This window comes from Sphingomonas edaphi, assembly GCF_003583725.1.
Classification (GTDB): Bacteria; Pseudomonadota; Alphaproteobacteria; order Sphingomonadales; family Sphingomonadaceae; genus Sphingomicrobium; species Sphingomicrobium edaphi.
The window spans coordinates 1,298,550-1,312,500 of sequence record NZ_QXTF01000001.1; the positions used below are offsets into that span (position 1 = coordinate 1,298,550).

Consider the following 13,951-nt stretch of genomic DNA (forward strand, 5'->3'; position numbering starts at 1 on the left):
AGGTGGCCGCGCTCGCCTGGATCAGCTGTTGTTGAATGTCGGCCTGATGCTACCGCCGCCGTTTTCAATGATCGGGTCGTAGGGATTGACGCGCTCCCCAACCTTGGTGACGAAGTTGAGCTGGTAGCGAAGGTCGACGGGATTGCCGTAGTTCCAGTCGAACACGATTAGCTTATCGTCGTCGCACGAATCGACCATAACCTGTTCGGACGTGAGCGACGACGGGCAGGGGTCGGCCGTCCCGTCCTTACAGAAGAATGGCGCGTCGGCATCGAACCGGACATCCTGGCCGTTTGTGTCGAGATCGAAGTCGATCTGGCAGCCCGTGCCCTTTGGCAACTTGACCTTATTGCCGTTCGAATGGCCCGGCGTCTTGATTTCGTGTGACCAGGCGATCGTCCCGCCCGGTCCCGGATTGGCGATGACTTCGACTTTTACCCTGTTCAGCGGCGGCATGGTTTGCGGCCGCTTCGAATGATTGCCCATTTTGCCCTCCTCTTGCTTCACTTGCTTTGTCAAATCTTCGCGACGTTGCTGATCGACCGGCGATAACCGAGCGATTCCAGCTTGGACGTGATCTTGCGAGCTTCTTCGCGGGCGCCGGTGCCGCGCAGCATCTCGGCCCGCTGGGCCATCAGGCGCGGCGTTTCAGGCACCTTGGCCGGCCAGGCGGCGAGGCTGGCTTTCCAGTCGGCGATGGCGCCAGCGCGGTCGCCGGTCCGCCAGGCGATGTCGCCCAGAAGCTTGTGGGCCAGGGCGAGTTCGAACGGGTCCTTAGCTGTCGTTCCAACCCCGCCCAGCGAGCCAAATTGCTGGCGGGCGAGCGCGCGGGCCTGTTCGCCGTCGCTATTCGCGGCGGCCAGTTCGGCCCGGAGGGCGAGGCATTGCGATGCCGTCGAGCGCCAAGAGGCCATGTCCGGGTTCCGGGCGACGAGCCGGTCCGCCAGGCCGCAGCCGCGCGCGATGGAAGCGGCGCCCTCCGCGGTATGGCCGGCCCGGAGCAGCAGCGTAGCCCGGTTGACCTCTGTATTCGCGGTGCGGCCCATCCAGTCGGCATTGTTGGGGTCGAGCGCCACTAGTTCTCTGCCGAGATCTGTGGCGGCAGCGGCCATCGTCAGCGACTGTTTCGTTTCCCCGCGCTCGAACAGCAGGCGCGACAGGGCCATATTGGCGATCATCGCTTTCTGGCGAAGGTCGGCGTCGGAATGTTCGCGGGCGAGATAAGGCGCGAGATGCTGCAGCTGCCGCTGGCGCTGAGCGATGGCGGGCAGGAGTTGCCCGGCGCTACCCTGCGCGTCGGACAGGTAGGCGAGCGCTTCCGACAGGAGCTTATGATATTCCATGTTCGCCGGCTCGCGGGCGACGAGGCGCTCGGTTGCTGCAACCGACGCCTGGAAGGTTTCCGCCGCCTCGCGGTAGCGGCGCTGCTCCTGCTCGACGATACCGAGGTTGCTTGAGGCGTAGACCAGTTCCAGCTGCCATTTCGGATTGTTGGGGTCGGCGGCGACCATCCGCTGGGCAAGCCGACGATATTCGCGGAACCGAACCCCTGCCTCGTCTGTCGCACCCTTCGCCATGGCGATCGAGCCGACCCAATAGACGCTTTGTGCGTGATCGAACATTTTCTGCGGGTCGTCGGGGAAGCGCCTGAGTGCCTCAGCAGTGCCGGCAAGTGCTTCCCGGTAGCGGCGCAGGGCGCCGTCAAGGTCCCCGCGCGACGCCGCAATCTCGCCCATCAGCGTCAGCGCTTTCGACCGCTGCGCCAGCGCGTCGTCAGACAGGTCCGACTTGTTCTGATTTTCGTAATAGGCGAGTGCCTTCGCACCGACCGCGTCGAGCACGTCAAGCCGCCCGACCGGTTCCAGTCGCGTGCGAAGGTCGCCCAGCATGAACCCGATCAGCCCGTCCGCCTCTCGCCGCTGGTCGCGGGCCTCGTCGCGCGCCTGGATCGCAGTGTAGGCGAGGCCGCTGGTGAACAGCATGCCCGCGACCGACGCCGCCGTGATGATCGTCATCCGCCGCTGGCGGCGGTGAGCCTCGCGCTGGGCGAGGTCGTCAAGGCCGACTCCGAGCAGACCGGCGGCAGTTTTCAGCAGGCCCATGTGCCGACCGTCGCCACTGTCGCGAAGGTCCGCGGCCAGCGGTTCCGCGCGCTGGGTGGTCAGGCGGCCCTTGCGGTCGCAATGAAAGCGGAGCGCGGGCGGAAAGCATTCCTCATGTTCGCGGCCCCGAATGTCGCTGGCACAAGGTTCGCCGTCCAGGATCACGGCGAGCACGCGGTCCTCGCGGTGCAGTCGTTTGAAGCATTTGATCTCCTCATTGATCCAGTGGGACTGGGAAGCGGTCGGCGAGCAGAGGACAATAAGGAACCGCGAAGCCGCCATTGCTTCCTCGATTTCCTCGCCAAGATCGGCCGCGGCCGCCAGCTCGTGCCGGTCGCGGAAAATCGGCGAAAGCCGTTTTGGGACGGGGCCGGTGTCGGTCAACTGACCGACTAGCCGCTTTGGGACGCGAAATTCCTCTAGACTTTCGTGAAGCCAGGCCGCTTCCTTCTCATCGTCGTGGCTGTAGCTGAGAAACGCCATGTAGCGCTGATGCGGAGGTGCCCGGCGCGCCCGCGAAGGGGCGGTCCGCGAAATGCGCGGCAAATGGGCAAGCTCGGCCATCAGCCACCCCCAGCTCGACTCCAATTGATGCCCATTAGCATTTTGGATTAACCTCGGCGAATCCCTTGGAGGGGCGCGAGCAGCGGGCTATATGGCGCCCATGTCAGCAATCCGCCCATGGCGCACAATAGAACGCCGCCAGTCCCGACAGATCATGGTTGGCAACGTCGCTGTCGGCGGCGATGCGCCCGTCACCGTCCAGACGATGACCAACACGCCGACATCGGATGCCCGGGCGACGATCGACCAGATCCGCCGCTGCGAAGAGGCTGGGGCCGACATCATCCGCGTGTCCTGCCCGGACGTAGAATCGACAGCCGCGCTGAAGGAAATCGTCCGCGCGGCGCAGGTACCGATCGTCGCTGACATCCATTTTCACTACAAGCGCGCGCTGGAAGCCGCCGATGCCGGAGCCGCCTGCCTGCGAATCAACCCGGGGAATATCGGCAGCGACGACCGCGTTCGTGAAGTGGTTGCGGCGGCCAAGGCCAATGGCTGCGCGATCCGGATCGGCGTCAACGCCGGCAGTCTGGAAAAAGATCTACTCGAAAAATATGGCGAGCCGTGTCCCGACGCCTTAGTCGAAAGTGCCCTCGATCATATTCGAATCCTCGAGGATCATGACTTCCGCAACTACAAGGTCGCGGTGAAGGCCAGCGACCTATTTATGGCGGTCGCCGCGTACCAGCAGCTCGCCTACCAAGTCGATTGCCCGCTTCACTTGGGTATTACCGAGGCCGGGGGATTCGTTGGCGGCACGGTGAAAAGTTCGATCGGTATCGGCTCGCTGCTGTGGGCGGGAATCGGCGACACGATCCGCGTATCCCTGTCAGCCGAGCCCGAGGAAGAGGTTCGGGTCGGCTATGAAATCCTGAAGGCGCTGGGCATCCGCAACCGCGGGGTGCGCGTCGTCTCGTGCCCCAGCTGCGCGCGGCAGGGTTTCGACGTGATTCGGACGGTCCAGATGCTGGAAGAGCGGCTGCAGCACATCAAGACGCCGATGTCCCTGTCGGTGCTGGGATGCGTCGTCAACGGTCCTGGCGAGGCGCGCGAGACCGACATCGGCATCACCGGCGGCGGTAACGGCAAGCACATGGTCTATTTGTCCGGCGTGACCGACCACCATGTGCAGGACGACGGCATGATCGATCATATCGTCCGGCTGGTGGAGGCCAAGGCGGCGGAAATCGAAGCCGCGTCCACACCCGTTGAACTCGACGCCGCAGAATAGGGATGGCGTCCGCCTGCCGCCCCGCTAAGGGCGGCAAATGACCGCCCCCCGGCAACATCCCGTTCTGGCGTTTGCTGTCGCCCTTGCCGCGGTCGGCGTCCTGTCTGTCATGGATGCCGTCATGAAGGGGTTGGTGTTGGCCATCGGGCTTTACGCAACTAGTGTGTGGCGCGCGCTCGCCGGCGTGATCCTGTCGAGCGCGCTTTACCTGCCGCGACGGGGTCCGTGGCCGACACCTAACGTCATTCGGCTGCACGTCGCGCGCGGTGCGGTCGTGACGGTGATGGGCCTGCTATTCTTCTTCGGTCTGGGCCGGATTCCTATGGCGCAGGCGATTGCACTGACCTTCATCGCTCCATTGATCGCGCTATTCCTAGCCGTCTTCACCCTTGGCGAACGCATTGGCAGGCGAACGGTCGCCGCATCGCTGACCGCTTTCGCGGGCGTGCTCGTCATTGTCGCCGGCCAGGCGAGCACGAGCCTTGGCGAAGGGGTTCTAGTCGGGACCGCCGCCATACTCGCGTCGGCCGTCTGCTATGCGGTCAATATCGTGATGATGCGGCGACAGTCGCTAGCGGCGAAACCGCTGGAGATCGGATTTTTTCAGAACGGGACCATCGCGCTGCTGATGTTTGCGTCGCTGCCGTTCATGGGCGGCGTTGAGTGGCCGACTGCGGAATGGCCCGCGATCCTCGCCGCCGCTGTCATGTCGTTTGCCGGCGTACTGCTGTTCGCGTTTGCCTATGCGCGGGGAGAGGCCGGTTATCTGGCGGTCACCGAATATTCGGGATTCCTTTGGGCGGCCGCGCTCGGCTGGCTCGTTTTCGCCGAGCCAGTTTCCCCATACACGCTGGCCGGCGCCGTTCTAATCGTCGGCGGCTGCATCGTCGCGGCGCGGGAGAAACCGCGTCCTGAACCGGAAATAGAAGCGCTGGCCTGATTGCGCGCCGCGCGTCTCATGGGCAAGGTCCCGCGTGGAGGCAAGCGGATGGCGTGGTTCTATCTTATCTTGGGCGGTTTTTTCGAAGTGGGGTTCACGACCGCGCTGCGCTTCGTTGATGGCTTCAAGAGCCTCCCCTGGACACTGGTCTTCCTCGTGTCGGTTACGCTCAGCATGGGCCTGTTGGAGCTCGCCTCCCGTTCGATCCCGATGGGCACAGCCTATGCCGTTTGGGGCGGGATCGGGGCCGTCGGCACGGTCATTGTCGGCATGGCGTTCTTCGACGAGCCTACGACAACCATCCGCATGCTGCTTATCCTAGCAATCGTCGGGTGCATCGCGGCCTTGAAGTTGACCGCCTGATCCAGTCGTTTGTCATGGCGGACGCGACTGTTGGTCGAAGCGATGCTCGAAGTCAGGAGAGCTTCATCTTCGCAGCAACAGTTGCGGGAGCGAACCTGTCACAACCGAGTTAGGCTTTCCATGACCCGCACCTGCCGCATCCTGTCCATCCTCCTGGCGACCACCGCGCCCATCCCTGCTTTCGCACAGGAAGTGCCGGCGGGAGAAAACGCTGATCATGTCCAGACTACGACTGACGAATCCGCGATGCCCGTCGAAGATGAATATGCGGATGAAGCCGACGGCGAAGATATTGTCGTTGTCGGGCAAAAGCCGCGCGGGTCAGTCGTGGGCGATATTCCCGCTGAGAATACATTGACCTCGCGCGACATCCGGGCGACCGGCGCGACGAGCATCAGCGAGTTGCTCGAAGCCGTTGAAAGCCAGGTTGGTAGCGCGCGCGGGCGGTCGGGCGGACGCCCCGTCCTGCTCCTTAACGGCCAACGTATTTCTGGATTCCGCGACCTTCGCGACCTTCCGCCCGAAGCGATCGAGCGAATGGAAATCCTGCCCGAGGAAGTCGCGCTGAAATATGGATATGCGGCCGACCAGCGGGTGGTGAACATCGTGCTGCGCCGCCGGTTCAATTCGACCACCGCAGAGCTGCGAGGCAAGTCAGCGACAGACGGCGGCTATGTCAGCGGGCAGGCCGACGGGACGCGCCTGGTTATCCGTGACGGGCAGCGGACGTCGATCAACCTGCACGTCGAAAGTAATTCACCGCTGTACGAAAGCGAACGGGACATCGTTCTGCAGCCGGCTGCGCCGGATACCGATGCGGTCGACCCGCGCCCATATCGGACCTTGACCGGGGCACGGCAGGACATCCGCCTGTCGGGCACGCTCAACCGGACCGTACTGGGCGATATTTCCGCTACCGTGAATGGCGAGGTCCAGCGCGAAACGGGTAAGTCGCGGTTCGGCGTTCCGACGGGAATGCTCTACGACAATGGCGCCGAGATCGTTCGCGCATTCGCGGGCAATCCCTTGACCCGCGATACAGCAACCGAAGCGATCCGCCTCGGCAGCGCACTCAATGGCCAGCGCGGCAAGTGGCGGCTGTCGTCGACTGCCAACGCCGAATATTCGCGCAGCACGACCCGAACTGATCGGGGTTTCGACTTATCGACCGCGCAGACGCGGCTCGACGCCGGCGACCCCACCTTCGACCCGTACGGCGACCTCGGCCCCCTGTCCGAGCTGGACCGCAACCGCAGCCGGTCCAACCGCACCACCCTGTCTTGGGACGCCACGGCAAACGGGCCGCTGTTCGCCCTCCCGGCGGGCGATGCCAATGCGACCTTCAAGGTGGGGCTTGGCCGCATCGACCAGAATAGCGAGGCGCTGCGCGATGATGAGCGGTTCGAGTCTGATCTCGGCCGCACGAGTGGAGATGCTTCGGCCAGCCTCGACCTTCCCATTACGAAGCGGACCGCGTCCATCGGTCGGCTGTCGGCCAACCTCAATGCCGGGCTGACCCAGCTTAGCGACTTCGGGACGCTGACCAGCCTGGGCGCCGGCGTCAACTGGTCGCCGGCACCCCGCCTTAACCTCCTCGCCAGCTGGACCCGGGAGGAAGGCGCGCCCTCGCTGCAGCAGCTTGGCGACCCGCTGCTCGAATCGCCGGGTGTGGCCTATTTCGATTATACGCGCGGTGAGACCGTGCTGCTGACGACCATCACCGGCGGCAATCCGGCGCTGGATGCCGACCGGCGTAACGTGTTTAAGCTCAGCGGCAACTGGCAGCCCTTCGAGAAGACCAACCTCCGACTGCGCGCCGAATATGTCCGGCAAACGATCGATCGACCGCAGGGCGGCTTCCCGGCCGCGACCGAAGCGCTGGAAGCAGCCTTCCCCGACCGCTTCGAGCGGGATGCCGACGGCAATCTCGTCCGAGTTGATCTCCGTCCCGTCAACTTTGAAAAGTCGCAGCGCGAAACGCTCCGCTGGGGCTTCAGCTTCAGCAAGCCCTTGGCGTCCAAGCCGCCGTCCCAAGCGGCAATTGCCCAGTTGCGCGAGCGCTTTGCCGCGCAGCGTGCCGCTCGGGGCGGAACAGTGCCGTCGGGCGATGCGCCACCACCGGGCACTACTCCCGCAGCGGGCGATCCGCGGCAGCCATCGGGCCAAGCCGGGTCGCTTGCCGGCGCAGGGCCGGGTGGCCGGTTCGGCGGACGTGGCGGCGGGCGCTTCGGCCGTGGTCGCCAAGGCGGCCGCCTGACATTCTCGCTGACCCACCAGGTGAATTTGGTTGACGAAGTGACGATCGCCGATGGTCTGCCCAAGCTCGATTATCTGAATGGCGAGGCGATCGGATCCACCGGCGGCCGTTCACGGCACGAAATCCAGGCGGAGTCCGGTTATTACAACAACGGGCTTGGCGCCCGACTGCAGGGCAATTGGCGCAGCGGGACGACGATCGACAGCCCGGGAGGCGACCTGCGATTCTCGCCTTACGCCGACGTTGATCTTCGCCTCTTCGCCAACCTCAGCGAGAATTTCGAACTGGTCGCCAAGCACCCCTTCTTCCGGGGAACGTCGGTGCGACTGGACATCGAGAATATTCTCAACAACCGGCCGAAGGTGCGTCGTTCCGACGGAACGACGCCGCTCAGCTACCAGCCCGATCTGTTGCAGCCGGTGGGTCGGACGATCGGGATTACCTTCCGTAAGCTGTTCATCCCGCAGCGCTTCTTCCAGCGCGGCGGGATGAGAGGCGGTCGGGCCGGCGGTTAGGCTTTCGCCGCCGAAACCTTGGCGATCGAATCGAGGATGACCTGGCGGGCGGCGGCTGCGTCGCCCCACTTGCCGACGCGCACCCACTTCTCGGCTTCGAGATCCTTGTAGTGGGTAAAGAAGTGCTCGATTTGCTCGACCACGATAGGCGGCAAATGCGTATAGTCCTCGACGTCCTTGTAATAGGGCGAGACGTTGGTCACGGGCACCGCGAGGATCTTCTCGTCGCCGCCGGCTTCGTCCTCCAGGTAGAGGACGCCGACGGGGCGGGCGGCAATCACCGTGCCCGGCATCAGCGTCCAGCGCGTCATGACGAGGCAATCCAGCGGGTCGCCGTCGTCGCAGAGTGTCTGGGGGATGAATCCGTAATTGCACGGATAGCGCATCGGCGTGTGCAGGATCCGATCGACGAAGATGGCGCCGCTATTCTTGTCGAATTCATATTTCACCGGCTCGCCGCCGATAGGGACTTCGATGAGGACGTTGACGCTGTGCGGCGGGTTGGCACCCGCGGGAATCAAATCGATGTTCATGATGGGTCGCGCCCTTAGGCGCGAACCGCTTCCCTGAAAACGCAAAAATGCTACAGGCCCCAGCAATGAGTTCAACGCCGCAGCCCGTCCGGGGCACGCAAAGCCTGATTGGAGAAGAGGCCGACCGCTTCCTTGAAGTAGTCGCCGCCTTTGACCGTGTCCGCCGTCTGTACGGCTTCAAGCGGGTCGAAGTGCCGCTCATCGAGCCGACGGCGGTGTTCGCCCGGACGATGGGCGAGACGACCGACGTCGTGTCCAAGGAAATGTATTCGTTCGAGGACCGGTCGGGCGATTCGATCACGCTGCGGCCTGAATTTACCGCCGGCATTTGCCGCGCCTATCTGTCAGAAGGCTGGCAACGGTTCGCGCCGCTAAAGGCTGCGACGCATGGCGCGGCCTTCCGCTACGAGCGTCCGCAAAAAGGGCGATATCGTCAGTTCCACCAGCTCGACGCGGAAGTCATCGGCGCGGCGGAGCCTCAAGCGGATGTCGAACTGCTGGCCTTTGGCGCCCAGCTGCTGGAAGAGTTGGGAATCAAGGGCGTCATGCTGAGGCTCAACACGCTGGGCGATGCGGACAGCCGCGACCGCTGGCGGGCCCGGCTTGTCGAATATTTCGCCGCGTACCGGGCGGAACTGTCCGAAGACAGCCAGGAACGGCTTCACAAGAACCCTCTGCGCATCCTTGACAGCAAAGATCCGCGCGACCGCGCATTTGTTGCGGACGCGCCCGCGATGGAGTTGAGCGCCGAGGCAGAGGAGTTCTTCGAAAAGGTGCGTGACGGGCTTTCGGCGGTCGGCGTCGTCTACGAGCTTGATCCGCACCTCGTTCGTGGACTCGATTATTATCGCCATACGGCGTTCGAATTCGTCACCGACCAGCTCGGTGCGCAAGGCACGGTGATGGCGGGTGGGCGCTACGACGGGCTGATTGAGCAACTTGGCGGCCCGCACACGCCGGCGGTCGGTTGGGCAGCCGGTATCGAGCGGCTGGCGATGATGATCGATACGCCGCAGGCCGAATTGCTCGATGCGGCCATTGTCGTGGAGGACGATGCTGCGATGGAGCAAGCTTGGGCGTCTGCTGCCCGCTTGCGAGCGGCCGGCCTGTCGGTCGAACTTGTCGCGAGCGGCTCGCCACGAAAGCGCTACGACCGCGCGGTCAAGAAAGGCGCGGCCGAGATCGTCGTTCTTGGATTTGCGGACGGCGCAGTTACCCGGCGCGTCAAGGCCAGCGGGGCGTCGCGGACGCAAGAACTGTTGTCGGGACTGTAAGCGTCATGAAAAGTATTTCCCTGGACCGTATCGTCTCGATCGAAGCAAAGAAGCATGATCTGTCGGAGGCGATGGCGGCACCCAACCTTGCCCCCGAGGACTTTGTGCGCCTGTCAAAGGAATATGCTCAGATCGAGCCAGTGGCCGCCGCTGCTCGCGAAGTTCGCAGACTGAGGGCCGAGCTGGACGTACTCGTCGGTCTAGCCGGCGACCCCACGGCCGAGCCGGAGTTGAAAGAACTCGCTGTTCACGAAGCCGAGGAGATTCGCGTAAAGCTGCCGCAGGCGGAGCGGGCGCTAGCGGTGCAACTCTTGCCGCGCGACGCGGCGGACGAGCGTGCAGCGATGCTGGAAGTCCGGGCCGGGACCGGGGGCGATGAGGCTGCGCTGTTCGCCGGCGACCTGCTTCGCATGTATCAGCGCTTCGCCGAAGAGCAGGGTTGGAAGTTCGAGCTGATTTCCGCGTCGGTGTCTGACGTTGGCGGCTATAAGGAAGCTGTTGCTTCGATCAACGGAGCGGGCGTGTTCGCCAAGCTGAAGTTCGAAAGCGGGGTTCACCGCGTCCAGCGCGTGCCGGCGACGGAAAGCGGTGGCCGAATTCATACGTCGGCCGCTACTGTGGCCGTGTTGCCTGAAGCCGAGGAAGTCGACGTCCAGATCGACGACAAGGATCTGCGCATCGACGTTTACCGGTCCTCGGGACCTGGCGGCCAGTCCGTCAACACGACCGACAGCGCGGTCCGGATCACCCACCTTCCGACGGGGCTGGTCGTCATCCAGCAGGATGAAAAATCGCAGCACAAGAACAAGGCTAAGGCACTCAAAGTGCTGCGCACACGTCTGTTCGAATTGGAGCGTGAGAGGCTCGCGTCGGAGCGTGCCGGTGCCCGGAAGTCGATGGTTGGCTCCGGAGACCGGTCGGAGCGGATCCGCACCTACAATTTCCCGCAAGGACGCGTGACTGACCACCGCATCAACCTGACCCTGCACAAGCTGGACGCAATCCTTGAAGGTCCGGGGCTGGGCGAACTGGTCAACGCCCTGATCGCCGAAGATGAGGCAGAGCGGCTCGCCGGTCTCGAGGAGGCGTGACCGCCATTTCCCGTGCGCTTTCACGGGCGACAGAGCAGCTTGGGCAGAACAGCGACACTCCGCGCCTAGATGCGGAATTGTTGATGGCCGCCGCGCTGGGGATCGGTCGCGACCGCCTGATCCTCGATCCGCAACCGGGCGCGGTTCCACCTGTCTTCGCGAATTACGTCGATCGCCGCAGGCAGGGCGAGCCGGTCGCTTACATCACGGGACAAAGGGCTTTCTGGACAATCGACCTTGTAGTTGGTCCCGGTGCGCTCATCCCGCGTCCGGACAGCGAAACGCTAATCGCTTCGGCCGTCGAGCATTTCGCGGGAGGTCCCGGACCCCGGCGGATCCTGGACCTTGGCACGGGACCCGGCACTCTGCTCCTCGCGGCGCTGGACGAATGGCCCAACGCCACCGGGCTTGGCATCGATGCATCGCCGATCGCCTTGTCCTACGCCCAACAGAATGCGGAGCGGCTCGGCCTGTCGGGGCGCGCTGCGCTCCAGCTCGGCGACTGGGCGCGCGGCATTCACCAGAGGTTCGACCTTGTACTTTGCAATCCGCCCTACGTCGCGACTGACGCGGAGACGGGACCGGGCGTTGCCGAATATGAACCAGCCGAGGCGCTATTTGCCGGTGCCCAAGGCTTGGACGACTATCGCAAACTCGCGCCCCAAGTAGGAAAACTGATCGCATTGGGTGGTCTCGCCGCGATCGAGATCGGCGCTGATCAGGCGGACAGTGCGGCCGCGCTGTTCCGCGCCGAAGGACTGAAGCCGTCGATCGCTTACGACCTTGGGGGACGCTCCCGAGCCCTGCTGATCAAGGCGTGAGTCGAAAGAGCTTGGAATTTCGCTGCTTGGCCATTACATCGGGGGGCAGGGACGGGGCCGCTCTCACGAAAATGTTGCGCCCCCGCCGCCGACCCCCGACGACATCGCCGCGCTCGCGTTCGAAAATAACGCCAGACGGCAAGGGAGGGTCGACTTGCGCCGCACATGGCGCGGGCCGGTTCCTCGCGACGGGACCATAGCTTCCGCGGAAGGGAAGATTTGAGGGCGTTCGGCAGACCGGGCGCCAGTGCGACAGGGAACCAACACTTGATCAACAATCGTCAGGGCGGCCGTCGTCGTGGTCGCGGTGGACAGCGTCCCCAAGGGATGCCGGGTAATGCCGGCGGCAATAATCGTGACAACCGCCAGCGTGGCAACGCCGCGCAGTTGCTTGAAAAGTATAAAAGTCTGGCGCGCGATGCGCAGCTGGCCGGTGACCGCGTCCAGACCGAATATTATCTCCAGTTTGCCGATCATTATTTTCGCGTGCTTGAGGACAGCCGTTCGCGCTTCGAAGAGCAGCAGGCCCAGCGCCGTCGCCGCGATGACGACGAGGACGAGGATGACGGCGAGGAAATGATCGCCGACGGTGGTGACGGCGATGAAGAGGGTGAGAGCGAAGTCCGCCAGCGCCCGCGCCGCAATCGCGAGCGCTCCGACCGACAGGACCGTCCGCCGCAATCGCGCCCCAACGGTTCGCGCCGCGAATCGCAGGAAGAGGGTGACGAACGGATTTCGCTCGGCGTCCTGCCTCCCGCGATCGGCGCTGGCGAAGAGGAAAGCGCGGAAGCTGAGGAAGCTCCGAAGCCGCGACGCCGGGCCCGCAAGCCGCGGGTCGAAGACGATGGCGACGATATGGCGCCGGCGGCCTGACTGGGCAAAATAGAAGAATAGGGGCGGCGGGACTTTCCCGCCGCCCTTTTTTTCAGCATGAATCTGAAACACTCGTGTCAGTTTCGTATCTCGCAATGGCGTAGGCTGCGTATTTTTCCTGAATTCCCGTGGACATAGGCGCGTCATAAAAATGCAATGCGCGCCGTCCATTGGGTCCGCGAACGCCGCCCTGACGTGGGGCCGGGGGAAGGGAAATACCGATGAAGAGCTCGATGTTTGTCCGCGCAATCCTCGCTGGGAGCGCACTGTGCGCCGGCAATGCGGCCTTGGCGCAGGATGCCCAGCCGTCGCCTATGGCCCACCCGCAGGGCCTTGAAGAGGCTCAGAAGCAAATCGAAACGCTCCAGGCGCAGGTGCAGGCCTTGCAGGAATCCATAGCGCAGATCCAGGCATCCCAAGCCAAGGCGACCCCCTCGTGGAAGGGCGCGCCCGAGCTGGCCGACAAGGACAAGGGCTGGAGCTTCAAGCCTCGCGGCCGCCTCATGTACGATGTCGCCACGGTCAGTTCGCCGGACGGATATTCAAATCCCGGACTTGGCTTCTCGAACGAGTTGCGCCGGGGACGTCTGGGCGTCGAGGGCACTATTCCGGGAGGCTTTGGTTACAAGGTCGAACTCGACCTTGCCGCCGGTGAGGTGGAATTCACGGACGCATTCCTGTCGCACAAGAAGGACGAGCTCGAATTCATCGTCGGTCAGCACAATAATTTCCAGTCGCTGGACGAGCTGACCAGTTCGCTGCACTCCTCCTTCATCGAGCGCGCCGCATTCACGGACGCCTTCAACTTCGAACGCCGCGTCGGCGCCTCCGTGCAATATGCCAAGGGCGACCTGCTTGCCCAAGGCGGCGTCTTTACGGATAGCATCGCCGATCTGAACTCGGTCGGCGACGACAATAATAGCTACAGCGTCGACGGCCGCCTCGTCTTTGCTCCGAAGATGGGTGCTAGTCAGCTCCATTTCGGCGCGTCGGCGCACTACCGGGAACTCAACGATGCGGCGACCAGCGTCCGCTATCGGCAGCGGCCCGCCGTGCACTCGACTGACGTTCGCTTCATCGACACGGGCAACCTGATCGATGCCAAGGCCGAGACCGGTTATGGTGTCGAAGCCGCCGGAATCTTCGGCCCGTTCCATGTGGCCAGCGAAGCCTACTGGCAGAAAGTGTCACGCAGCGGCTTTGCCGACCCAACGTTCTTCGGCGCCTATGTCGAGGGCGGCTATTTCTTCACGGGCGAGAGCCGCGGCTACAAGGGCGGCAAGTTCGATCGCGTGAAGGTAAAGAACGGTTTCGACAAGGGCGGCTGGGGATCGCTGGGCTTGAATGCCCGTTGGGATTACCTCGATCTCAAGGATGCGGGGATCGC

Annotated in this window: 12 protein-coding genes (1 of these 12 running past the window's edge); 9 read left to right on the forward strand and 3 right to left on the reverse strand. The window is 63.8% G+C overall.

What is annotated here, in order from left to right; all coding sequences use genetic code 11:
• Positions 1 to 21: 21 nt before the first annotated feature.
• Both D3M59_RS06680 and D3M59_RS06685 read right to left on the reverse strand, forming a co-directional pair.
• The gene (locus D3M59_RS06680) at positions 22 to 486 is read right to left on the reverse strand and encodes a hypothetical protein (protein WP_119532700.1); all 465 of its coding nucleotides are present in this window, start codon (positions 484 to 486) and stop codon (positions 22 to 24) included.
• Positions 487 to 515: 29 nt separating this feature from the next.
• On the reverse strand, positions 516 to 2,666 hold the full coding sequence (locus D3M59_RS06685) for a toll/interleukin-1 receptor domain-containing protein (RefSeq protein WP_119532702.1): 2,151 nt from the start codon (positions 2,664 to 2,666) through the stop codon (positions 516 to 518).
• A gap of 100 nt (positions 2,667 to 2,766) precedes the next feature.
• Between D3M59_RS06685 and ispG the strand changes: the two genes are divergently transcribed.
• The 4 genes from ispG to D3M59_RS06705 all read left to right on the forward strand — a co-directional run bounded on the left by ispG (position 2,767) and on the right by D3M59_RS06705 (position 7,972).
• Entirely contained in the window at positions 2,767 to 3,897 is a 1,131-nt protein-coding gene (gene ispG, locus D3M59_RS06690) for a flavodoxin-dependent (E)-4-hydroxy-3-methylbut-2-enyl-diphosphate synthase (protein WP_119532704.1), read from the forward strand.
• A gap of 37 nt (positions 3,898 to 3,934) precedes the next feature.
• Positions 3,935 to 4,837, forward strand: coding sequence for a DMT family transporter (locus D3M59_RS06695; RefSeq protein ID WP_119532706.1), 903 nt, complete (start codon positions 3,935 to 3,937; stop codon positions 4,835 to 4,837).
• 48 nt (positions 4,838 to 4,885) lie between these two features.
• A complete protein-coding gene (locus D3M59_RS06700; protein ID WP_119532925.1) occupies positions 4,886 to 5,200 on the forward strand; it encodes a DMT family transporter in 315 nt (104 codons plus the stop codon).
• Positions 5,201 to 5,320: 120 nt separating this feature from the next.
• Positions 5,321 to 7,972 carry a TonB-dependent receptor plug domain-containing protein gene (locus D3M59_RS06705; protein WP_158581966.1) on the forward strand — a complete coding sequence of 884 codons (2,652 nt, stop codon included), beginning with the start codon at positions 5,321 to 5,323 and terminating at the stop codon, positions 7,970 to 7,972.
• On the opposite strand, the gene ppa is transcribed toward D3M59_RS06705, so the two are convergent.
• Positions 7,969 to 8,505, reverse strand: a complete 537-nt coding sequence (gene ppa / locus D3M59_RS06710) for an inorganic diphosphatase (RefSeq protein WP_119532710.1) — start codon at positions 8,503 to 8,505, stop codon at positions 7,969 to 7,971. The two genes, D3M59_RS06705 and ppa, sit on opposite strands and share 4 nt — an antisense overlap.
• Positions 8,506 to 8,570: 65 nt before the next feature.
• Between ppa and hisS the strand changes: the two genes are divergently transcribed.
• From hisS to D3M59_RS06735, 5 genes are all read left to right on the forward strand, one after another.
• The gene (hisS, locus tag D3M59_RS06715) at positions 8,571 to 9,779 is read left to right on the forward strand and encodes a histidine--tRNA ligase (RefSeq protein WP_119532712.1); all 1,209 of its coding nucleotides are present in this window, start codon (positions 8,571 to 8,573) and stop codon (positions 9,777 to 9,779) included.
• Positions 9,780 to 9,784: 5 nt separating this feature from the next.
• Complete coding sequence (gene prfA, locus D3M59_RS06720; protein ID WP_119532714.1) at positions 9,785 to 10,870, forward strand: peptide chain release factor 1; 1,086 nt, start codon at positions 9,785 to 9,787, stop codon at positions 10,868 to 10,870.
• Positions 10,867 to 11,691: a peptide chain release factor N(5)-glutamine methyltransferase gene (gene prmC, locus D3M59_RS06725; protein ID WP_407695428.1), complete on the forward strand. Its 825-nt coding sequence runs from the start codon at positions 10,867 to 10,869 to the stop codon at positions 11,689 to 11,691. Before prfA ends, prmC begins: the two co-directional genes overlap by 4 nt.
• A gap of 267 nt (positions 11,692 to 11,958) precedes the next feature.
• A complete protein-coding gene (locus D3M59_RS06730) occupies positions 11,959 to 12,564 on the forward strand; it encodes a DUF4167 domain-containing protein (RefSeq protein ID WP_119532716.1) in 606 nt (201 codons plus the stop codon).
• Positions 12,565 to 12,785: 221 nt separating this feature from the next.
• Positions 12,786 to 13,951: the 5' portion of a porin gene (locus D3M59_RS06735; RefSeq protein ID WP_119532718.1), read on the forward strand. Its footprint extends 172 nt past the window's final position; 1,166 of the gene's 1,338 nt are visible here — the first part of the coding sequence; the start codon lies at positions 12,786 to 12,788; its stop codon lies off the right edge, out of view.

Excerpts from the sequence above, each read along its gene's own strand:
- D3M59_RS06680 (WP_119532700.1), bottom strand. The coding sequence starts at position 486 with ATGGGCAATCATTCGAAGCGGCCGCAAACCATGCCGCCGCTGAACAGG.
- D3M59_RS06685 (WP_119532702.1), bottom strand. The coding sequence starts at position 2,666 with ATGGCCGAGCTTGCCCATTTGCCGCGCATTTCGCGGACCGCCCCTTCG.
- ispG (WP_119532704.1), top strand. The coding sequence starts at position 2,767 with ATGTCAGCAATCCGCCCATGGCGCACAATAGAACGCCGCCAGTCCCGA.
- D3M59_RS06695 (WP_119532706.1), top strand. The coding sequence starts at position 3,935 with ATGACCGCCCCCCGGCAACATCCCGTTCTGGCGTTTGCTGTCGCCCTT.
- D3M59_RS06700 (WP_119532925.1), top strand. The coding sequence starts at position 4,886 with ATGGCGTGGTTCTATCTTATCTTGGGCGGTTTTTTCGAAGTGGGGTTC.
- D3M59_RS06705 (WP_158581966.1), top strand. The coding sequence starts at position 5,321 with ATGACCCGCACCTGCCGCATCCTGTCCATCCTCCTGGCGACCACCGCG.
- ppa (WP_119532710.1), bottom strand. The coding sequence starts at position 8,505 with ATGAACATCGATTTGATTCCCGCGGGTGCCAACCCGCCGCACAGCGTC.
- hisS (WP_119532712.1), top strand. The coding sequence starts at position 8,571 with ATGAGTTCAACGCCGCAGCCCGTCCGGGGCACGCAAAGCCTGATTGGA.
- prfA (WP_119532714.1), top strand. The coding sequence starts at position 9,785 with ATGAAAAGTATTTCCCTGGACCGTATCGTCTCGATCGAAGCAAAGAAG.